19 protein-coding genes and 2 pseudogenes are annotated in these 19999 nt (G+C 70.0%); 7 read left to right on the top strand and 14 right to left on the bottom strand.

The genetic code is table 11. The annotated features are described in order from the left end of the window. From OO47_RS25660 to OO47_RS25630, 7 genes are all read right to left on the bottom strand, one after another. Positions 1 to 690, bottom strand: a 690-nt coding sequence (locus OO47_RS25660) for an ABC transporter substrate-binding protein (RefSeq protein WP_033210290.1), incomplete at its 3' end; no start/stop codon positions are given. 118 nt (positions 691 to 808) lie between these two features. Beyond that, the gene (locus tag OO47_RS25655; RefSeq protein WP_030219766.1) at positions 809 to 1792 is read right to left on the bottom strand and encodes a PLP-dependent cysteine synthase family protein; all 984 of its coding nucleotides are present in this window, start codon (positions 1790 to 1792) and stop codon (positions 809 to 811) included. Then, entirely contained in the window at positions 1789 to 2931 is a 1143-nt protein-coding gene (gene hisC / locus OO47_RS25650) for a histidinol-phosphate transaminase (protein WP_030219769.1), read from the bottom strand. The genes OO47_RS25655 and hisC overlap by 4 nt, the downstream gene beginning before the upstream one ends. After that, a complete protein-coding gene (locus OO47_RS25645) occupies positions 2928 to 4376 on the bottom strand; it encodes an MATE family efflux transporter (protein WP_030219772.1) in 1449 nt (482 codons plus the stop codon). Before OO47_RS25645 ends, hisC begins: the two co-directional genes overlap by 4 nt. Beyond that, positions 4373 to 5353, bottom strand: coding sequence for an ornithine cyclodeaminase (locus OO47_RS25640; RefSeq protein ID WP_030219775.1), 981 nt, complete (start codon positions 5351 to 5353; stop codon positions 4373 to 4375). Before OO47_RS25640 ends, OO47_RS25645 begins: the two co-directional genes overlap by 4 nt. A gap of 47 nt (positions 5354 to 5400) precedes the next feature. Further along, a complete protein-coding gene (locus OO47_RS25635) occupies positions 5401 to 6810 on the bottom strand; it encodes an alanine racemase (RefSeq protein ID WP_051716255.1) in 1410 nt (469 codons plus the stop codon). 232 nt (positions 6811 to 7042) lie between these two features. Then, a complete protein-coding gene (locus OO47_RS25630; RefSeq protein WP_030219783.1) occupies positions 7043 to 7459 on the bottom strand; it encodes an ABC transporter ATP-binding protein/permease in 417 nt (138 codons plus the stop codon). A gap of 482 nt (positions 7460 to 7941) precedes the next feature. Between OO47_RS25630 and OO47_RS35450 the strand changes: the two are divergent. Then, a pseudogene (locus OO47_RS35450) lies at positions 7942 to 8184 on the top strand (transposase family protein); the annotation flags it as partial. 51 nt (positions 8185 to 8235) lie between these two features. Here OO47_RS35450 and OO47_RS25625 read toward each other — a convergent pair. Both OO47_RS25625 and OO47_RS25620 read right to left on the bottom strand, forming a co-directional pair. Continuing rightward, on the bottom strand, positions 8236 to 8514 hold the full coding sequence (locus OO47_RS25625; RefSeq protein ID WP_078489911.1) for a ferredoxin: 279 nt from the start codon (positions 8512 to 8514) through the stop codon (positions 8236 to 8238). 4 nt (positions 8515 to 8518) lie between these two features. Continuing rightward, on the bottom strand, positions 8519 to 9742 hold the full coding sequence (locus OO47_RS25620) for a cytochrome P450 (protein ID WP_030219788.1): 1224 nt from the start codon (positions 9740 to 9742) through the stop codon (positions 8519 to 8521). 827 nt (positions 9743 to 10569) lie between these two features. On the opposite strand from OO47_RS25620, the gene OO47_RS25615 reads away from it, so the two are divergent. The 3 genes and pseudogenes from OO47_RS25615 to OO47_RS25605 form a co-directional block, all read left to right on the top strand. Next, positions 10570 to 11088 carry a hypothetical protein gene (locus OO47_RS25615; protein WP_030219790.1) on the top strand — a complete coding sequence of 173 codons (519 nt, stop codon included), beginning with the start codon at positions 10570 to 10572 and terminating at the stop codon, positions 11086 to 11088. A 77-nt stretch (positions 11089 to 11165) separates the two neighbouring features. Next, positions 11166 to 12011, top strand: coding sequence for a DUF4097 family beta strand repeat-containing protein (locus OO47_RS25610; RefSeq protein WP_030219792.1), 846 nt, complete (start codon positions 11166 to 11168; stop codon positions 12009 to 12011). A gap of 422 nt (positions 12012 to 12433) precedes the next feature. After that, positions 12434 to 12691 (top strand): annotated as a pseudogene (locus tag OO47_RS25605) (transposase); the annotation flags it as partial. 484 nt (positions 12692 to 13175) lie between these two features. Here OO47_RS25605 and OO47_RS25600 read toward each other — a convergent pair. Further along, complete coding sequence (locus OO47_RS25600; RefSeq protein ID WP_030219798.1) at positions 13176 to 14570, bottom strand: MFS transporter; 1395 nt, start codon at positions 14568 to 14570, stop codon at positions 13176 to 13178. Positions 14571 to 14665: 95 nt separating this feature from the next. Between OO47_RS25600 and OO47_RS25595 the strand changes: the two genes are divergently transcribed. From OO47_RS25595 to OO47_RS25580, 3 genes are all read left to right on the top strand, one after another. Then, the gene (locus OO47_RS25595) at positions 14666 to 15238 is read left to right on the top strand and encodes a helix-turn-helix transcriptional regulator (protein ID WP_030219801.1); all 573 of its coding nucleotides are present in this window, start codon (positions 14666 to 14668) and stop codon (positions 15236 to 15238) included. Positions 15239 to 15284: 46 nt separating this feature from the next. Beyond that, the gene (locus OO47_RS25590) at positions 15285 to 15500 is read left to right on the top strand and encodes a helicase associated domain-containing protein (protein ID WP_051716256.1); all 216 of its coding nucleotides are present in this window, start codon (positions 15285 to 15287) and stop codon (positions 15498 to 15500) included. A gap of 206 nt (positions 15501 to 15706) precedes the next feature. Continuing rightward, a complete protein-coding gene (locus tag OO47_RS25580) occupies positions 15707 to 16018 on the top strand; it encodes a hypothetical protein (protein WP_030219807.1) in 312 nt (103 codons plus the stop codon). Positions 16019 to 16571: 553 nt separating this feature from the next. On the opposite strand, the gene OO47_RS25575 is transcribed toward OO47_RS25580, so the two are convergent. The 4 genes from OO47_RS25575 to OO47_RS25560 form a co-directional block, all read right to left on the bottom strand. Continuing rightward, positions 16572 to 16982 (bottom strand): hypothetical protein, encoded by a 411-nt coding sequence (locus OO47_RS25575; protein ID WP_030219810.1) that lies wholly within the window; start codon positions 16980 to 16982, stop codon positions 16572 to 16574. A gap of 99 nt (positions 16983 to 17081) precedes the next feature. After that, a complete protein-coding gene (locus OO47_RS25570; RefSeq protein WP_030219812.1) occupies positions 17082 to 17936 on the bottom strand; it encodes an RNA polymerase sigma factor SigF in 855 nt (284 codons plus the stop codon). After that, a complete protein-coding gene (locus OO47_RS34125) occupies positions 17933 to 18337 on the bottom strand; it encodes a hypothetical protein (RefSeq protein ID WP_078489909.1) in 405 nt (134 codons plus the stop codon). Before OO47_RS34125 ends, OO47_RS25570 begins: the two co-directional genes overlap by 4 nt. Positions 18338 to 19221: 884 nt before the next feature. Continuing rightward, a complete protein-coding gene (locus OO47_RS25560) occupies positions 19222 to 19872 on the bottom strand; it encodes a fasciclin domain-containing protein (RefSeq protein WP_030219815.1) in 651 nt (216 codons plus the stop codon). Positions 19873 to 19999 lie beyond the last annotated feature (127 nt).

The raw sequence follows: 19999 nt of genomic DNA, 5'->3' as shown, positions 1-19999 counted from the left end.
GGTGCCCTCGTAGGTGGAGTAGAACCACATCACCTTGAGCGGCTTGTCCCGCTTCTCGACGGCGCCGACCGCCTTGTCCACCATGGCCTTCTGCTCGGTCGCCAGCTTCTCGCCGGCCTCGGGCACACCCATGATCCTGCCGAGGCGACGGTACTCCTCGAACAGCATCGTGAAGTCCGCGTTCGTCACGCTCTCGTGGTACGTGCAGTCGAACTCGGTCAGATAGGTGGGGACGCCCAGGTCGTGGAGCTGCTTGCGCTCACCGGACTGCTCCTTGGTGAACATGCTGGCGAAGGAGCCGTAGACGAAGTCCGGCTGGGCCTCAAGCAGCTTCTCGTGCTTGATCTCCGCGCCGGGAGCGGACAGGACGGGGATCTTCTCGTACTGCGCGGCGATCGCCGGCGGCGTCTTCTCGATCTCGTAGCCCGTGCCGGCGATCCGGCCCCCCACCCCGAGGTGGATGAGGATCTCCGCGGCGGTCTGGTTCAGCGTGACGACCTTCTGCGGCGCGGCCTTGTAAGTGACGTTGGTACCGCAGTTCTTGAGAGTGAACGGGTAGGTCGTCGCGCTCGTCGCCGTCGTCGTGCCCTTGGCCTTCGCGTCGGCCTCGGAGGACGCGTCCGTTCCGCATCCGGTGGCCGTGAGGGCCGCCAGAGCCGTGACAATTATGACAATCGTTTTCGTTCTCATCATGAGGAGGCTACCAGTCCGTGAAGAAGAGGAGAAAGGTGAAGAGGGGAAAGGGAGTTGATGACTCCGGGCGGGCTCGGGGCGTCAGGCAGACCGTCCTGACGCCCAAGTTGCGCGCCTACTGCAGCAGTGCGGCCAGCCGGTGGACGACCTGCTCGTCGAAGAGGCCGTGGGTGGCCATCCAGTCGTCGTCGAAGACGGTGTGGAGGTACTTGTCGCCGCCGTCGCAGACCAGCACGACGATGGTGGATCCGGGCGGCGCGCTCTGCGCCTGCTCCAGGGCCTTGAACACCACCCCGCCTGCCGAACCACCGATCAGGAGACCGAAGTTCCTGGCCAGATAGCGGCAGGTCTCGAAGGCTTCCGCGTCGCTGACCTTGAGCCCCTGGTCGATCACTTCGTAGTCGACGACGGGGCCGATCTCGGAACCCTCGGGGGTACCGGTGCCGGACTGGTGGTAGGGCGCGCCCTTTCCGCCGAAGAGGACGGAGCCCTCCGGTTCGACTCCGATGATCTTGAGGTCGGGGATGCGTTCCCGCAGGAAGCGGCCGGTGCCGCAGAGCGAACCGCCGGTGCCGACCGCCCCGTACAGGTACTGGATGTCGTCGCCGAGATCCTCGTGGAGTTCACGCGCGAGCGGCCGGTAGCCGTTGGGGTTGCCCTGGTTGCGGTGCTGGGCGGTCCAGTAGGCGCCGTGTTCGGCCGCGAGGCGCTCGGCCGTGGTGTCGCGTTCGGCGGTGGCGAGGCCGTCCTCGTCGCCCGCGACGTTGAGGATGTCGGCGCCATAGGCGCGCATGCCGCGCAGCTTGTCCGTGCTGGAGTGGTTGTCGACCACGGCGGTGAACTTGTAGCCGCGTTCGGCGGCGATGAGCGCGAGGCCGAGTCCGGTGTTGCCGGAGGTGGACTCGACCAGCCATCCGCCGGGGGCCAGGAGACCGGCCTCCTCGGCCTCGTCGACCATGTTCCTGGCCATCCGGATCTTGGCGGTTCCGGTGGGGTTGAACTGCTCCAGCTTCAGCAGGACGGTGGCTCCGCCTTCCGCGGTGTGCAGCTTGAGCAGGGGCGTTCGCCCCACCAGGTCGGAAATCCTGGTCTTGATCACGTCGTGTCCTTCGCGCAGATCTCCGTCAGGCACCCCACGAAGACGTCGTTGTCCTCAGGGGTGGACAGGGAGGCTCGGATGTAGGTCTCGTAACCCGGCTCGCGCCACGCCTTGACGATGATTCCGGCCCGGTGCAGCTCATGGGCTACCCGGTCGGAGCGGCGGCCGGTGTCGATGAAGAGGAAATTGGTCGCGGACGGGGCCACGCGCAGACCCGCGTCGCGCAGGCGGCCGGTGACCCTGGCGATCTCCAGCGCAGTCAGACGAACCGTTTCCGCCAGGTGTGCCCGGTCGCCCAGTGCCGCGACGGCGGCGTCCTGGGCGGGCCGGTTGACGTTGTACGGGGTGCGCACCCGGTCCAGTGCCCGGATCAGGGCCGTGTCGGAGGCGATGCCGTAGCCGACGCGGAAGCCCGCGAGGCCGTACGCCTTGGAGAAGGTGCGCAGGACGATCCACGGCCGGTCCAGCGCGCGGAGCGCCTTCAGCCCGTCGGGGTACTCCGGGTCGGCGCGGGCGAACTCGCCGTACGCCTCGTCGAGCACCAGCAGGGCCGACTCGGGGGTGGCGGCCACGACCTGCTCCAGCTCGCCGGCGGTGAGCGCCGCGCCGGTGGGGTTGCACGGGTTGGCGAGGAAGACGAGCTTGGGGCCCGCGGCCAGCGCGTCGCGCCAGGCGTCCGCGTCGAACCCGAACTCGGCGGTGACCGGGACCTTGTGGACCCGGGCGCCCATGACGCGGGGGAAGGTCTCGTGCAGGCTGAAGCCGGGCGCCTGGGTGACCACCAGGTCACCGGGGTCCAGTACGGCCCGGCACAGCAGTTCCAGGATGTTCTCCGAGCCGTTGCCGAGCACCACCCGCTCGGCCGGCACGTTCAGGCTCGTCCCGACGGCCTCGGCCAGGCGCTTGCCGGTGGGGTCCGGGTAGCGGGAGACACCGCCGGCCAGCGACGCCCGGACGGCCTCGTCGACCGCGGGGGAAGAGCCGTACGGGTTCTCGTTGTTGGAGAGCTTGATGACGCGGTCGGAGCCGCTGAGGGCGGCGACCTCGTCGGGGTCGGCGCCGGGATCGTAGCCGGGCAGGCCCGCCACCTCCCCGCGTATCAGGGAAGCCGAGGCGACCGGCGCGAGGATGGGGTTCATGACGACTCCGGTTCGGGGGCGGGTGCGCCGGACGTCTCCCGCCGGAGCCGCTCGGCCCGGCGCAGGAAGGCGGTCAGCAGGATGGTGGCGGTGGCCGCGAGGCCGATGGTCTGGCCGATCCAGACGCCCTCGACGCCCCAGTCGGCGGTCACCCCGAGCAGGTAACCCGAGGGGAGACCGATCAGCCAGTACCCGACGAGGGAGATCTTGAAGGGGCCGGCGGTGTCCCCGATGCCGCGGAGGATGCCGTTGCCGATGTTCTGGGTGGCGTCGAAGACCTGCATGAGGGCGGCGATGAGCAGTCCGGTCACGGTCAGGGCGATGACGTCCGCGTTGTCGGCGTGCTCGGCCGAGACGAACAGCGACACGATCGGTTCCGGGATCACCAGGTACACGACCGCGACGACCAGGGTCGTGATCACACCCCATGCCGTGGCGAGGAGGCCCGTTCTGCGGGCCGTCACGTAATCGTTGCGGCCGTCGGCCTCGCTGATGTGGATCGACGCCGCGTGGGAGAGGCCGGCGGAGATCATGAAGACGATGTAGACGATCTGGTTGAGCACCGTCTGCGCGGCCAGGGCCTCGACGCCCAGGGAGCCGATGACCAGGGTGAGCACGCTGAAGAACCCGGCCTCCGAGGCGTACGTCCCCGAGATCGGCAGGCCCAGGCGCCAGACCGACCGGACCGCGTCCCCGTTCCAGCGCCACGCGTGGAGCGAGGTGAGGTACGGGCGGAGGACGCCGTCGCGCAGGATCACCGCGACGAACGCCAGGAAGGACAGCAGGAACACGGTGACGGTGGCGATCGCCACGCCCACGAAGCCGAACTCGGGTAGCCCGAACTTTCCGTAGATGAGTGCGTGGTTGAGGCCGATCGTGGCTCCGACCGAAGCCAGCGTGATGGCGAGGAGCGGGCCGGGGCGCTTGAGGCCGGTGGTGAAGTGCCGCAGGTTCTGGAACCACAAGCAGGGCAGCATGCCCGGCGCCAGGACCACCAGGAACTCACCGGCCTTGTCGACCACCTTCGGGTCCTGGCCCAGCAGGACGAGCAGCGGTCCGATCAGCAGCAGCGCCGCGCAGAAGACCACACCGCAGACGGTCGCCCAGAAGAATCCCGCGAACAGCAGCGCGCCGATCCGTGCCTTGTCGTCCCGGACGCGTGCCTCGGCCACCAGGTTGCTCACGCCGGTCACCAGGCCGGTTCCGGTCGTGCGCAGCTGGTTGAAGAGTGCGATGGCCAGGCCGGCGGCGGCGATCTCCAGCGCGCCGAGCCGTCCCAGCATCACGATGTCCACGGTGGTCAGCGCGACGTAGGCGAAGTTGGTCAGGACCAGCGGGAGCGCGAGTCCGAGGAGCGCGCGCGAGTTCCTGACCCACCACCCGGCGCCCGCCTGTTCGGCTCGGGTCGCGCCGGTCGTGTCGGTCGTGTCGGTCGTGTTGCTCACCAGAAGTTGACCTTTTCCCCGCGGCCGCTCGCCAACGCGAGGTCGGCTACGTACCGGCCCAGTGCGGCGTCGGTGACCGCCATGCCGCTGTTGTAGGCGAAGACCACGTCCTCCGGACGGCGCCGGGCGGGCGCCCGGCCGAGCAGGATGTCCGGCAGCTGGGCGTCGACCGGGGGCAGGCTGCCGTCCGGGCCGCGCAGGTCGTCGCAGGTGGCGTGCATCTGGGCGGTGTCGGTGGCGATCCGGTAGTCCGCTCCGTGGCACACGTCGGCGTGCACGCCGTACCCGAGGAGCACGGCGACCGAGCCGGGCTTCATCCAGTCGCGCCGGACCTCTTCCGTGACGGAGAGGCCGGCGGCACCGATGACGATGTCCGCCTCACCGGCGGCCTTTCTCAGGTCCGTGACGACCTCTACCTCGCGGCCGCCGGCGCTGTTCCGGACGGCGCGCAGCCCCTCCGGGTAGGTGCCGAACACCTGCAGCCGCTCCAGCTCCGGCAGGCCCGCGACGAGCATCGGCAGCGCCGCCTGCCCCTGGACGCCGGTGCCGACGACGAGGGCGGTCCGCGCGTCGGGGCGGGCCGCGCGGGCGAACAGGGCGGTGGTGGCGGAGGACCGCAGGGGGCCGAGCTTCACCACGTCCATCAGCGCGATGGGGGCGCCGGTGGTGTCGTCGACCAGGAAGACGAACGAGTGGAAGCCGTAGGCGTCCCGCGTCCGCCGGGGATCGAACTCGTAGACGGCCTTGAAGCAGACGGTGCCGCTGCCGGCGTCCCTGGCCACCATCGAGTAGCTCAGCGAGCGGTGGTCGGGGTCGTCGATGATCGTCTTGACCGGGTTGTTCGAGCCGCCTTCGCGCAGCGCGCGGTAGGCCTGTTCGACGACCGCGATCACCTGGCGGTGGTCGAGGTCGAGGCCCTCCTGCTGCGCCTGCGGCAAGAGCCACAGCTGCCCGGGCGGGGCGTAGCTCGGGGACATAAGAGTCTTCTCCTTCAAGGGTGTTCGCGTCGGACGGGTCAGAGGTCTCAGTGGATTCCGTCCAATCGCCAGCGCGGCGGAGCGCCGTCGGCGCCGAGGTCGCCGCCGAACCGGAGCACGACCTTCGACGGCAGGGGGGCGTCATGGAACGGGGACTCGTTGGAGTCCATCTGGTAGCCGGCCGTGTTGAGGTAGACCAGGTGGTCACCGCGGTGCACGGGTCGCGGGAAGCCGATCTTCCGCCAGGTGACCATGTCGCTCTCCAGACAGGTCGAGCCCGCGACGCACGCCGGGAAGGGCTCGTCGGCGCCCGACTCGGCGGAGATCAGCAGGGGATCGGGGAGGTAGTCGCTGCCGAACCACTGCTCGGAGAGGCTGAAGCTGCTGCCCGCGACGGTGACGATCGCGTACCCGTCGGACTCCCGCCGGTCGTCGACCTGCTGGACGCGGTACATCGTGAACCCGGCCTGGTCCAGGAGGGCCCGGCCGGGCTCGACAACGAACCGGATGCCGTGGCGGTTCGCCTTCGCGGACAGGCTCTCGCCGCCGCCGAGCGGGTGCGCCATGATCGCCCGCGCGGCCTGGGCAGCCGACCGTCCCCCGTACGGGTAGAAGTCTTTGAAGTCCTTGGCGGCGTGGTAGTGGGCGGGCTCGTTCTGCGCGAGGAACTCGTTCCACAGCCGCGGCTCGACGTAGCGGACGGGCAAGCCGCCGCCGATGTTCACGAGGTCGGCGGAGGGCGAACCGTGCCGCCGGGCGTCGAGGCAGTGTTCGATCATCTCGTTCGCGGCCGTCGCGCGCTCCGCCGGGGAGTAGCCGTTGAGGTGGAAGGAGAATCCCCGGAGGACGAGATGGTCGGCGAGTTCCCCGCACAGACCCACGGCGGCACGGCGCTCGTCGCCGGACAGGCCGAAGCGGCTGCCCGTCTGTCCGGCCGTACGGGACCGCAGCAGCACCGCGGCCCGGCGTCCGGCAAGTCGCGCCGCCCTCGCGAGTCTCCTCAGTTCACTGATCGAGTCGACGGCGACCAGGCAGTCGTGCCGGACGGCGAGAGCGTGCAGCGCGTCGTCCTTCTCCGGGCCGGATATCCCGATCCGCCGGCCGGGCACTCCCCCGGCCAGTGCCTTGACCAGTTCGGGGGCACTGGCGACGTCGACGCCGACGCCGAGGGCGGCAGCCGAAGTGACGAAGCAGTCGGCCTTGTTGGCCTTCTTGGCGAACAGGATGTCGGCGGTGACACCGGTCTCGGCGAACACCCGGCGGAGTTCTCCGACGTTCTCCTCGAAGACCTCGGGCAGCACGGCGTGCAGCGGTGACCCCAGGCCGTCCAGGAGGTCGCCAAGCAGGGCGCGGTGGTCCGCCAGGAGCTTGGAGACCGCGGGATGCCGGAGTGCGGTGAGCGCGAAGGGCCGGACTCCGGCCTTCGGTCGCTCCGGCCGCTTTCGGGAGATGAGCATGTCGCACTTCTATACGATGATGACACTCATTTTCAATACGGTGCGGGTGGAACGCCCCGCCCACCGGGGTCGAAAGGGCATCGAACGCCACAGATCAGGCGTCCGGTCCAGAGAATCCGACGCACTTCGGGGCGAGCGGTTCGACGTAGACCCCGCCGGGGGGCGACAAGCTCCTCGTGGGCGCCGGCTTCCGCGACGCACCCGCCGGAGAGGACGACGATCCGGTCGGGGGTCAGGATGGTCGAGAGGCGGTGGGCGATGACCAGGGCGGTGCGGGCGCGCCGCGCCTCGGCGACCGCCCGCTCGCCGACCGCGTCGAGGTTGCGATCGCGATACGTTGCCGCTGGCCGCTGGACATGAACGCGCCGAGTTCGCCGGCGACGGTGTCGTGCCCTTCCCGCAGCGCCGCGATGGGCTTGTGCGCCTCGGCGGCCCGCGCGGCGGCTTCGGCCTCGACGTCGGAGGCGTGCGCACGGCCGAGACGGATGATGTCGCGCAGGGTCGCGTGGAACAGGAAGGTGCCCTGGGGTACCAGGGTGAACGCCGAGGCGTACCGCGTCAGGCGCTTCGACGCGCAGGATGTGGCATGGCGCCACGCCATCCGGCTCGCGGGGTACGCAAGCGCCGTGCGCGCCCGGGTCGAGGTCACGCCCTCAGGTCGGGCCAGGCCAGGAGCGGAGCCGAAGCACGGATCGACTGGGCGGCAGCACGCGCGGAGCATCTCCACCCGCTGAACACGCCGCCCCGGCCGGTCCAGCCACCGGTAGCAGGGCTGGCGGGCCAGTGCGAGCACCCGGCACGTCGCCGCCACCGGCACCCGGTGAGGGGCAGCGGCGGCGGCCGGCTCGCGGACGAGCGGGCACGTCGTTTTGACGGCAGGTTCGCCTGCGACAGATACGCCGCAGCCCTCCGGAACACCTCGTTCTCCTGCTCCGGTAGCCGGATGCGTTGGCGGGCCTCGCGCAGCTCGGCCGACTCACCCGACACCGGTGCGACCACCGTCCTCAACCGCAGGGCCTCCTGCGCCGGCGGCGGCAGGTGCCGCGCATCCCCCACCAGATCGCTCGCCCCCCTACAACGGCCCAGAACCCGAACCGTTTCTGATCAATACCCGGCCTTGGGGCAAGCCACGTCATCGCCCGTCCGGACGGCACCCCCTGTGGTTCTCGCGTGCAACGCCGGGCCGCACCCATGACCTGACCGCGGCCCGGACCCACGGTGTCGTCCAGGCCTGCCCGACCCGGCGGATCCTCGTCCTGGCGGACCGTGCCCACCAGGGTGCCGGCGTCACCGTCCGCACCCCGTACAAGAACCACCGCGAACAACCCGATGAAGTGCTGGTGCGTCCTCCGCCGAACCCGATGCTCCACCTGACGCATCGGTACCATCGTCCAAGGCGTTCACACCCGGCTGAAATGCGACTGTTCAGGGCGAAAAAGGCTCCGTGAAGATCCCGTCCCCGCGCCGGCCGGGAGCGGAGGTCGCCGTGCGCACAGTGGTGGAGGAGCCCGGTTCGCTGATGGTGACGGCCTCGGCCGGGCACACCCCGGCCGCGATGCGAACGGCTGCGTGCCGGTCTTGCGGCGGCCTGGGATCCAGCAGGAGGACCAACCCCTCGTCCTCGTCCTGATCGAAGACGCCGGGGGCGGTCAGAACGCACATGCCGGCACCCAGGCACCGGTCCCGGTCAGCTTGGACGTCCACGGAATCAGCCCTCGTCCCAGACGACCGGCAGACGGTGGACGCCGTAGATGTTCATGTCCGTCCGCAGCGGTATCTCCTCGGCCGGTATGCCGAGTCGCAGAGTGGGGAACCGGTCGAACAGTGCGGGAAGGGCGACAGTCAGTTCGACGCGGGCCAGTTGCTGGCCGAGGCACTGGTGGATGCCGTGGCCGAAGCCGAGGTGTCCGGTGGCTTTGCGGTGCAGATCGAGGACATCCGGGTCGGGGAAGCGCTCCGGGTCGCGATTGGCGGCTTCGAGCGAGAGGGCGACGCTCTCACCTGCCCTGATCGTCCGGCCGCCCAGTTCCACATCCTCCAGTGCGGTCTTCACGGTGGTGTGGGCGATGGTCAGGTAGCGCATCAGCTCCTCGACGGCATGCGGTGCAAGCGCCGGGTCCGCGCGCAGAGCCTCGATCCGGTCGGGGTCGGCGAGCAGCGCGAACGTTCCGTGAGCGATCATGTTGGCAGTCGTGTCGAGCCCCGCGGCCAGCAGGAAGCCTCCGATGCCGACGAGTTCCTCCTCAGTGAGGTCGGAGTTCCGGACGAGGTCGCCGAGCAGGTCGTCGGAGGGCGCGGTGCTCTTCGCGGCTACCAGTTCAGCCATGTACTCCTGGAGGCCGACCATGGCGTCATGACGCTCCTCGGGCGTGGCGTCCTGGGACATCAGAGTGTGGGCGTGGTTCTGGAAGCGCCTGCGGTCGGCGTAGGGCACACCGAGCAACTCGCAGATCATCAGCGCGGGTATGGGCCGGGCGAACACCTCGACCAGGTCGGCCCCGGGGCCGACCCGCTCCAGCGCGTCCAGATGCTCAGCAGTGATGTCCTTGACGCGCTCGGTGAGTTCACGCATGCGGCGCACGGTGAAACTTCCTGCGAGGAGGCGCCGGAAGCGCGTGTGCTCGGGCGCGTCCATTCCGGTCATGTCACCGACGGGCGCCGGCGGGAGCGGCCCCTCGGGGCCGCCGGGGAAGGGGTAGTGCATCAGCTCGTAGCGGGAGCTGAAGCGGGGGTCGCCCAGGACGGCGCGAACGGTGGAGTGACCGGTGGCGAGCCAGCCGAGGTGTCCATCGGGGTACCTCATCCGGGCCAAGGGCGTCACGTCGCGCAGGTGTGCCAGGCCGGCGGGCGGGTCGAAGGGGCAGCCGGCGGTGCGCCGCAGCGGGAGTGTGACGGGCTCGGTCACGCGGCGAGTCGTCGGTTCGTTCTGCATGGTGTCCTCCGGTGGAAGAGCGTTGCGCGGTGAACTCGCGAGAGGGAGCAGGGCGTGTCGTTCGGTGATGCTGTCGGCGGCCGGCAGGGCCCGCTCTCTGCGGCTCGAGGTCAGCGGCACGGTCCGGTGCCACGTAACAGATCGGGGCCGAGGTACGCGGGGCGACGGTGTGCAAGGTCTGGAGCGCAGGGGCACTGGTCGCGGTCCGCGGGCGGTCCTGCGCGAAGACGACCGTGCGCAGTGCGGCGAACCGTCCGATGCCGGCGCCAAAGGTGAAACGGGCGTGCGGCTCGGTGGCGAGGAGCGTGGAAAGCACTGCAATCAGGGCATTGGCCAGGACCCAGGGGATCCGCGCACCAAGGGCTGCAACGGCGAAGCCGGAAGCCACCCCCACGCCGCCACCGCAGAATACGAAGCGGGTGAGGGCGGTGAGGGTACTGGGTACTGCCTGCTGATGACTTCGCGTCGTCTGCACGGTCCACCCCCTTGATGCCGAACTTCGCAAGATGCACATCCCATGGCCCAGAACGCCAAGGAAGCGCCACCGATGGCACCACCATGGCACATAAATGGCGCCAGCAACATACACATTGGCGTCATCCCGGTGGAGCGTGCGGCCCCCCATAGGCGTGATCCAAGACCGACGCCATCGGAGCCACGGAATGCAATCCAGCAACCCCTCCAAGAGGAGGAGCACGCGCCTTGGCGGCGAAGGGGACGCGATTTCATCGCATCGACACAGGTCAAAATGCCCACTCGAGTGACGAGTCACTCAGGTTGGCCACTTGAGCTTGCATATGGCGCCATAGTGGTGCCACTCTTGCGCCATGGACCTCACCCCGTATGTCGACACCCTTCGCCGCGAACTTGCGGTGGCCGCCGAGGCCGGCGGGGAGGACGCCCGCCGACTGGCCGAGCGGCTCACCGCTCCTCTGGAGTCGGCGACCCGGCTGACCCTGCTCAATGTGCTCTCCGCCGCGATGGACGAGGTCACTCGCGAAATCGCCCCGGGCTCGGTCGACGTACGGCTGCGCGGACTGGACCCCGACTTCGTGGTGACACTGCCGCCCGCCGACCGCGGCACCCCGGTAGAGCAGGCCATGCCCTCCGAACCGCCCAGGTCCATGACCCCGGCCGAGGGCGACGAAGGTGGCACCGCACGCGTCAACCTGCGTCTGCCGGCACATCTGAAGGCCCGCGCCGAGGAGGCCTCGGCAGCAGAAGGCCTGTCGGTCAACGCGTGGCTCGTACGAGCCGTGTCGCTCGCAGTCCAGGGCGGAGTACGTCCGCGGCCCACGGAGACGACCCGGACCATCGGGCAGAGCGTCACGGGCTGGATGCGCTAGTCGCACCGGTCCGCCCTTCACTCACATCACGTCCCACCAGCGGGGACGCCCTGAAGACCCAAGAGGACGGGACAGCCATGGCTTCTTTCGACACTCCCGAGCCGGTCTCGGTCACCGCCCACATCGAAGCCGGTTCCATCCGGTTGACCGCGAGCGACCGCACCGACACTGTCGTCCTGGTACAGCCCCGCGACCCGGAGAAGGACAGGGACGTGCGGACCGTCGAACAGACCGAGGTCCAGTACGCGAACGGCACGCTGACCGTCCGAACGCCCAAGCCGCGCAATTCGCTTCGCCGCCCCGGCACCGTTGACGTGACGGTCGAACTGCCCACCGACTCACACGTCGATGTGACTGGCGCCTGGACCCAAGTGCTCGGCGAAGGCCGCCTCGGCGAGGTTCGCGTGAAGACCTCGTCCGGCGACGCCCGCCTCGATGTGACCGGCCCGCTGCACCTGAAAGCCTCACACGGCTCGATCACCGTGGATCGGGTCGAGGGCTCGGCCGAGATCACCACCAGCTCCGGCAGTCTGCGCGTCGGCCTCGTCGACGGATCCGCCGTCCTGAAGAACTCCCACGGCAGCACCACCGTCGGCACAGCAACTGGTGAACTGCGAGTAAGCGGTGCCAACGGCGACATCGACATCCGGCGGGCCGAGAACTCGGTCACCGCCACCACCGCCCACGGCACCCTGCGCGTAGCCGAAGTGACCCGTGGCACCATTCAGCTGGAGACCTCCTACGGCGCCATCGAGGTAGGTGTTCGCGAGGGCACCGCCGCCTGGCTCGACGTCAGCTCGACCAATGGCCAGGTCCGCAACGCCCTCACCTCTTCCAGAGCTCCCGAAGAGACCGAGGACACGGTCAAGATCCGCGCCCGCACCAAGTACGGCAACATCGACATCCTCCGCTCGAAGAACTGACACGGCGAGACTCGACGCGTCGAAGTTCGGCGTTCCCGGACACCGCCTCTCCCCCTCCAGCGCACAAGGAACTTCAGCCCCCCGAAGGGACGGACCACGTGCACGCGGCGGTCCGAGCTCCTGCCCCGGCAGAGTCCGAGTCGTGTGCCTTGCACAGGCTCACGGCCCCCGAGCACCCGTTCATGGATGCCAGAGGCGGAACATGCCGGGCGGCCCGCACCATCACCCAGTGGTGCGGGCCGCCCGGCAACCCGAGAGCCTGCCGGAAGGGGGGAGTACCGGCAGGCCCTGCCCTTTTCGGAGCGGTCCCATTCGCTCCACCCTCGCATGCCCCCTGTCCCAGCGCCCACACACCTCGACGGCTGTTTTTCTCGTCCGGGGACTGTGAATCGTTCGGTGCAACTCCCGATCAAGGAAGACGCATCGATGAGGTGGTGTTCCGGGCCCAGGCCGAGGACTTGCAGTCGACCGGCGAGGCCGGACCGCTCCAGCAGCTGACGGAGTGGGTGCTGGAGTCCGCCCTTGAGGGCGTGATCACCGGTCATCTCGGCCATGACGAACACGACCCGGCCGGGAAGAACAGCGGCGACAGCCGCAAGGGCACCCGCGCGAAGACCGTCCTGACCGACGTCGGCCCGGTCGAGACGGCAGTTCCCCGCGATCGCGACGGCTCCTTCGAAGGGGCACGACCGGTCGGTGCCGAGTGCCCGCAGGGCGAGGTTCTGCCATCCGGTGGCGGCGTGGTCGCGGCTGTATCCGTAGGGGCCTTCGAAGGGAACGCACCGGCCCGCGTTCCCTTTCTCGACGATGAGGTCCATGCCGTCGGCGTCCTGCAGTTCGACGTACAGCCGCGGCGTCATGGATCCGGTGAGTCCGGTGTCCACCGTGACCGTCCAGCCGGAAGAGGCTCCTGACCGGCGGACGTGGGAGGAAAGCGATCCCGAAGCGGTCGGCGGGATGGCGGGTCGGCGGCAAGACCCTGGGCCGTGAGGTACGCGGGGGTCCAGCGGGTGCGTTCCAGCGGCCAGGTCTCCTCGTTCCGTACCTCCACGGTGTGGTCGGCACGGTCGCGGATCTCCGGCCGGATCCGGGGCGGCGAAGGCAGGGCCGGTGTCCAAAGCCGGACCGGTACCCCAGGGTGCCCCTTCGCCGGCGCCTCGGCCGTCACACTTCCCGGCGCACCGGCGCGGCGGCCCGTGCGACGCCCATCAGGAACAGCCCGCAGGCCGCCACCAGCAGCCAGCCGGGACGTGCCGCCCGGGCCAGTGCGTCCGGCCCGGCTCCGGCGATCAGGGCCCCCGCGACGGCCACCCCGACGGCGGAGCCGACCTGGCGGGCGGTGGACGTGATGGCCCCGGCCACGCCCGCCCGGGAGGTGGGGAGGCCGCTGATCGCGGTATTGGTGAGGGGCGCGTTGGCGAAGCCGAACCCGATCCCGAGCAGCAACTGGGCCGTCAGCAGGAGGCTTATGCCGGTGTCCTGGCCGAGGTCGGCCAGGCACAGCCCGCCCGCCGCGGTGAACGCACCGGCCAGGAGCAAGGGGCGCCGTGGCCCGAGGCGGCTCACCAGGCTGCCGGCCCAGGGCGCGCACAAGGTGGCGCCGAGCGCCATGGGCAGGGTGGTGAGCCCGGCTGCGAGGGGGGACCAGCCGCGGGCGTGCTGGAGGTAGAGCGTGTTCAGCAGCAGGGCCGTACTGAGGGCGACGAACACGGCGACGGCTCCCAGCACCGCTGCAGTGAACACCGGCCGCCGGAAGAGCCCGAGGTCCATCAGCGGTTCGCTCCGGCGAGTCTCGACCCGGACGAACGCGGCCGTGGTGACGGCGATCAGCGCATATCCGGCCACGGCCACGGGAGAGGTCCAGCCGATGCGCGGGCCCTCGATGAGTACCCAGACGCTTGCCCCCAGGGCCAGTATGAGGAGCACCTGCCCAGGCAGGTCCAGGCGGCGCGTGCGCTGCCCGTGGGACTCCGGCACGAACACCGCGACCAGCACCAGCGCGACCACGACGACCGGGGCGTTGACCCAGAACACCGCCCGCCAGCCGAGCGCCGCGACGAGCGCCCCGCCGGTGACCGGCCCCGCCGCCATGCTCAGACCGAACACCGATGCCCAGATCCCGATGGCCTTGGCCCGCTCCTTCGGATCGGGCATCGTGCTCACCACGATCGCCAGGGCCACCGGGCTCAGCATCGACGCGCCGACTCCCTGCGCGGCCCGCGCCGCGATCAGGACACCCAGCGACGGTGCCACCGCGCAGACCAGCGACGCGGCCCCGAAGACGACCAGGCCGACGCGGAACACCCGTCGGCGTCCGAAGCGGTCGGCGAGCGCGCCGGAGGTGATGAGGAGCGCTGCCAGGACGACGGTGTAGGCGTCCACCACCCACTCCAGGCCCCGCGTACCGGTCCCCAGGCCTTCCCCGATCGCGGGGAGTCCCACGTTGACAATGGTGGTGTCCAGCCCCACCAGGAACATGCTCAGCGCGCAGACGGCGAGGACCGTCCAGCGCCGGCGCGCACCGAGTCCGGTTTCTGCCGGCAAAGAGGTCGTGGTCATCGGCGAGCGCCTTCCGTCGGGATCATGTGCCGCCATGCTCCGACCAGGCGGCCGCCCGCACCCAGCGTCTTTGCGGAGACCGCAAAATAGGGGCCATGGACGCCGAACTCACACAGATCCTCGACGGCATCGGGCCCCGGCTGCGCACCCTGCGCCGCGACCGAGGTCTCACCCTGGAGGCGCTCGCCCAGGACACCGGCATCTCCGTGAGCACCCTCTCCCGCCTGGAGTCGGGCATCCGGCGCCCCACCCTCGACCTGCTCATCCCGCTGGCGCGCGCCCACCGCGTCGCCCTGGACCAGCTCGTCGCGGCCCCGGCCACCGGCGACCCACGGGTGCACCTGCGCCCGCACCGCAAGGACCGCGGCAGCGTGCTGGTCCCGCTCACGCAGTACCCGGGCCGTGTGCAGGTCTTCAAACAGGTGCTCGCCCCGCGCGAACCGAAGCTCGTCACCCACGCCGGCTACGAGTGGCTCTATGTCCTCGCCGGTGAACTCCGCCTGATCCTGGGCGACTCCGACGTCACGCTGCGCCCCGGCGAGGTCGCCGAGTTCGACACCGGCGAACCACACTGGTTCGGGCCCGCGGGCGACAGCGCGGTCGAGATCCTGCACCTGTTCGGCCCGCACGGCGACCAGGCCGTCGTCCGCACCGGACCGGAAGCCTGAACAGCAGAGGCCGAAGCCGCTTACCGGTCGGGCGGCCAAGTGGGCGATGCACTACGCCGCCCGCCAGTTCCACGGACGCGAGGGACACCTGACCGTTCCCGGGAAGCACGTCGGAACCATCGACCTCGACGAGGAGGGACAGGAGCGGCAGGAGGTAGCGCTTGAATTCGGAGCCTGGATCAGCGACCTACGCTCCCGAGCGGCGTCGCTGACGCCGGAGCGGATCGGGCAACTCTCCCGAATCGGCATGAGGTGGACGTGACGCGCGTGGGCGGTTGCATCAGCGGCTGAAGATCATGAACAGGATGACAGTCGCCACCACGCTGATGAGGAGAGATCCCAGGCAGCCGATGCGGTTGCTGAAGAAGAACATGGCACCCGTCTACCCGCGCACTCCTTGATCACAACGAAGCTTCGGATTCTGGATCTTCGTTCCGAGGCTTGTGGACCGGCGATACAGTCCGCGCCGTGGACACACCTGATTGGTTCGTCTGGGTCGCACTGGGCATCATCGTCGTGCAGCTCCTGGGCCTCGCGCCCGTCACCCGCCGCATGCGCGATCCCGACCCCGCAGTGCGTTCCAAGGGACTCCTTGACCTTCTGGAGACCCTTGGCTGCCTCCTGCTCTTCGGCGGCTTGCTGCTGAGCGTGGCGGTAGCGGAACCCTTGGTCTGGCTCACTCCCGCCGGCTTCGTGCTCATGGCCGCCGCCTACGTGGTGAAAGGCGTCCGCCTGCTCCGTACCCACCGCCCCGCGGCTCACCCGGAGAACACCCCGTAGACGGCCGACGAGTCCCGGCCCACCGGACCGTGGGTGCTCGGCGCCTGAGGCCGGTGACCGACGCACCCGAGCCGCACCGCTCTCCTGCGAGCCGGTGGTTCACCTCTGAAAAATCGCCATGCGACAGGCACCATGGGCGTGATTGCCGCTGTGGTCATGGCCCAGCAGGCCGCCTCGCGCCAGGCGCTTCGCCAGGCGGCCCGGGCCGAGACGAAGATCGCAGCGATGGCGAAGACGCCTGGGAAGACCGATCCGGTCCAGTGGCCGGGCATGATCACATCATTTCATGCCCAGCTCCACAGCTCCAGAACGGTCGGGGATCACCCACAGCTCCTGGTCGGCGTGAGGCGAACGGGACGGCCCACGGGCGTCTCGTCTGCCAGGGCGCGCAGCCGCACGACGGCCTCCCTGACCGCAGGGCATTGTCCTTGGAGACGGTGCGCCGCACGTCTCGTCGCCGAAGGGACTCACGGCCGGGCCTTGCCCCAGGCCGTACTCCACGCACACCGGCGGGCTCCCGCCCAGTCCGGTCCTCTCCGGCGGTGGCCGCCGGTCAGACGGTGCCCAGTGACCATCCGCAGACATCGCTGACCCGCCCGCGCCATACGGGGGAGGTCAGGGAGCCGGGAACGGACATGAAGGTGACGTCCACCAGGTGCAGGAAGGGATGCAGGCCGTTCTCGGAGGTCTCGCCGTGCAGTTGCGTCGACTGGACCATCTGCGGCAGGTGCGCCATCACCTCGGCCTGCCGCTGTTCGTCGGCTTGGCCGACGGTCTCCTCCCAGCGTTCCGCCCATGTCCGCGCGGCCACCAGATGGCCGGCTACGACGCCGCCCCGTGTGGTCAGGCAGATCGCCATCCGGGCCCCGGGCTGTGCTTCGACCATGCGAAGCAGGATCTCCAGGTGCGCGTCGACCGCGGGAGCGAGCGTCTCGTCCACGGTCTGGTGCCGGTCCTCGGTCAATGCGGGTTCTCCTTGCTTACCGCGTCCAGTACTGCGCAGGGGATGGCGGGCCGGCGATCGCTCGGGGGTGCGGGGCCTGCCGGTGCGCGGGCGAGGGTCTCAGCCGGTGGTGAGCATGCCTTCGCGCAGGCGGTTCAACGTGCGTGCCAGCAGTCGTGAGACCTGCATCTGGGAGCGGCCCAGCCGCTCTCCGATCTGGGCCTGGGTGAGTTCGTCGACGAACCGCCAGTGGATGATCTGTCGCGACCGCTCGTCCAGCTCCGCGATGAGAGGTGCCAGGGCGTGGAAGTCCTCGACCAGTTCCATGGCGGGGTCCTCGACGCCGATGAAGTCGGCCAGGACCGCCTCGCCGTCCTCGTCGCCGGAGAGGGTGGCGTCCAGGGAGGCGGAGTTGTAGCCGTTGGCGGCAATCCTCGCTTCGATGACCTCCTGCTCGGACAGGCTCATCAGCTCGGCCAGTTCCTTGACCGTCGGACTGCGGTCCAGGCGGGAGCGCAGCTCTTCGGTGGCACGGGCCAGTTCGATGCGGGCTTCCTGGAGGCGGCGCGGGACGTGCACGGCCCAGGAGGTGTCACGGAAGAACCGCTTGATCTCGCCGACGATGTACGGAATCGCGAAGGTGGTGAACTCCACCTCGCGCGACAGCTCGAAGCGGTCGATCGCCTTGATCAGACCGATCGTGCCGACCTGGACGATGTCCTCCATCTCATCCGCCCCGCGGCTGCGGAACCGGCCGGCCGCGTAGCGGACGAGAGAGGTGTTCATCTCGATCAGCGTGTTCCGCGCGTACTGGTACTCGGGCGTGCCTTCTTCCAGCACCGCCAACCGCTCCAGGAACCGCTTCGAGAGCGAGCGCGCGTCCTTCGGCGCCACCTTCGCCGGATCAGGGACCACCGGCAGCTCGACATCCCATGCTCTCGTGGCCCTCGTGCCGGTCCCCGCCACCGTCGTCATGTTCCCCACCCCTCGCCCAGCGGACTCGCCCGCCCCACTCCCGGCGGCGGCAGCACCCGCCTACCCCGGACGGGGCTCAGCATGCACACGAAGTGGACCACACGGGCAGACGGACGATCACCCCGGCCACGCCGCCCGTTCGACACTTCGGCGGCCTTCGCCCCGGTGGTGTCCGCGAACACGAACGGCACCGGCCCCTCCCGGCCGGTGGGCGGGTGGACCCGGTGCCACAGCCGCCGCTCGTGGCCGACGTGCTCGACCGCGTGCGGTCGGGAGCGGACCGGGTCCACGGTGCACCGGGCCGCGTCCTTCGGCAGCGGCCGACCCCGCTCCCGGTACCGGCGCAGCTCGACGACCAGGTCGTGGGCGCCCTCGGTACGGCGGTCGATCTCCGGCAGCATCACCGGCACCCCGGCCTCCGGCGTGCGCGCCGTCAGGTCCGCGCGCCTGACCGGGGACAGTCCGAAGAGGTCGCCCGGGAAGTCATGATCGAATCGTGGCGACGGGCAGCCCGCCGTCGGCGCGACGCCGGGAGCGTCAGCACATGGGCTGCGTGGCCGGGGTGGTAGCACCGTCCTCACCGCCGGCGACACCGCCGGCGCGAAAGCGGTCGGACTCGCCTTCGAACCTGCGGGCGGATCGCTCCAGCCCGTCACCACCCGGTGCTCCGGATGTCCCTCCCCGCCCGATCCGCCGACACGGCCGTGCGGCCCGCCCTCCGGATCATCACCCAATCCAACCGTCCGACGGCTGCGAAGTACGGGTGAATCGTGCCGCGGTCGCGGCGTGTCGGCCAGCGGGAGAGTCGTGTGGAACAACGCAAGGTGGCAGTGATCCGGGAACTGGGGAAACCGTCGGCGACCTGTCACCGTGGCCGACCGGTCACCGGTGACGCTTTCGCCGCTTCCCGTACCCCATGAGCGGGGGATGCGAGAGGCGGTCGGTCGCACGAGCTGCTCTTCCCTGACGGAGCCTGCTCCTGCGCCGCCGCCCAGATCCCGGGTGCTGTCATGTGTCCGGCCGGGATCTGGGCGGCCCTTCCCCGCTCTTCTTGCCGCCGGATGACGGGCCGGGGCGGACCATGGTGCGGGAGGGTTCCCCTTCCGGGGCGCCCGGGCGACGGCACGAAGACTCGGGAGCCGAAGCGTGCGGGCCGGCGCACCGGCGCCCTGCGGCTGTCCCGGAGCTTTCGGAGCCGGCTCGTGCCGGTGGCCCCGCACCCCTTGTGAGGGGGTGCGGGGCCACGGGCCGTTCTGGACAGAGCCGCACGGGAGCGGTCCGGGGACTACTTGGGCATGAGGACGGTGTCGACGATGTAGACGTTGGCGTTCGCGGTCTTGACGTTGCCGCAGACGACCTTCGAGGAGTCGTTGACGGTGTAGTCCTGGCCGGAGCCCGTGGTGGTGACCATGCCCTTCTGCAGGGTCTCGAAGGAGCCGTTCTCCAGCTGCTCGGGGGCGAGCTTCTGGCCGACGACGTGGTAGGTCAGGATCTTGGTGAGGGTGGCCTTGTCGGCCAGGACCTTGTCCAGGTCGGCCTTGGGGAGCTTGGCGAAGGCGTCGTTGGTCGGGGCGAAGACGGTGATGTTCTGGGCGTTGTTGAGGGTGTCGACCAGGCCGGCCTTCTTGACGGCGGTCACCAGGGTGGACAGGGCAGGGTTGTTCGAGGCCGCGGTGGCGACGGGGTCCTTGGCCATGCCGTCGAAGGAGCCCGCGCCGTCCTTGGGCACGCCGGCGCAGGCGGGGCCGAAGGGCTCGTCCATGGCGACGGAGTCCTTGTCCGGCTCCTGGCTCTCCGTGGTGGGGTCGGCGGCGGCCGAGGTGGGCGAGGTCGTCTTGGCGTCGTTGCCGGAGTCCGAGCACGCGGTGAGCGCGAAGGGCAGGACGGCAGCGGCGGCCACGGCGATCGCGCCACGACGGATGCGCAGGGAGTTCATTTCGTTGCTCCTTGAAAGAGGGTCGGACTTCCACGGGGGAAGCCGGGGGTCGTCCGAGTACGCGAAGGCGTTCTCGGATGGTCGGGTGGTCCGGGGCCTGTCCGGCGGATCAGGGTCGCGGCCCCGG

The sequence above is a fragment of the Streptomyces bikiniensis genome (assembly GCF_000716625.1).
In the GTDB taxonomy this organism is placed as follows: domain Bacteria; phylum Actinomycetota; class Actinomycetes; order Streptomycetales; family Streptomycetaceae; genus Streptomyces; species Streptomyces bikiniensis.
Note: the sequence above shows the minus strand (reverse complement) of the source record. Positions and strands in the feature narration are given on the sequence as shown.

What these genes read in the sequence shown, in the direction of transcription:
- hisC (WP_030219769.1), bottom strand. Translation starts at nt 2,931, where the DNA reads ATGAACCCCATCCTCGCGCCGGTCGCCTCGGCTTCCCTGATACGCGGG.
- OO47_RS25640 (WP_030219775.1), bottom strand. Translation starts at nt 5,353, where the DNA reads ATGTCCCCGAGCTACGCCCCGCCCGGGCAGCTGTGGCTCTTGCCGCAG.
- OO47_RS25635 (WP_051716255.1), bottom strand. Translation starts at nt 6,810, where the DNA reads ATGCTCATCTCCCGAAAGCGGCCGGAGCGACCGAAGGCCGGAGTCCGG.
- OO47_RS25620 (WP_030219788.1), bottom strand. Translation starts at nt 9,742, where the DNA reads ATGCAGAACGAACCGACGACTCGCCGCGTGACCGAGCCCGTCACACTC.
- OO47_RS25615 (WP_030219790.1), top strand. Translation starts at nt 10,570, where the DNA reads ATGGACCTCACCCCGTATGTCGACACCCTTCGCCGCGAACTTGCGGTG.
- OO47_RS25610 (WP_030219792.1), top strand. Translation starts at nt 11,166, where the DNA reads ATGGCTTCTTTCGACACTCCCGAGCCGGTCTCGGTCACCGCCCACATC.
- OO47_RS25600 (WP_030219798.1), bottom strand. Translation starts at nt 14,570, where the DNA reads ATGACCACGACCTCTTTGCCGGCAGAAACCGGACTCGGTGCGCGCCGG.
- OO47_RS25595 (WP_030219801.1), top strand. Translation starts at nt 14,666, where the DNA reads ATGGACGCCGAACTCACACAGATCCTCGACGGCATCGGGCCCCGGCTG.
- OO47_RS25590 (WP_051716256.1), top strand. Translation starts at nt 15,285, where the DNA reads ATGCACTACGCCGCCCGCCAGTTCCACGGACGCGAGGGACACCTGACC.
- OO47_RS25570 (WP_030219812.1), bottom strand. Translation starts at nt 17,936, where the DNA reads ATGACGACGGTGGCGGGGACCGGCACGAGGGCCACGAGAGCATGGGAT.
- OO47_RS34125 (WP_078489909.1), bottom strand. Translation starts at nt 18,337, where the DNA reads ATGCTGCCGGAGATCGACCGCCGTACCGAGGGCGCCCACGACCTGGTC.
- OO47_RS25560 (WP_030219815.1), bottom strand. Translation starts at nt 19,872, where the DNA reads ATGAACTCCCTGCGCATCCGTCGTGGCGCGATCGCCGTGGCCGCCGCT.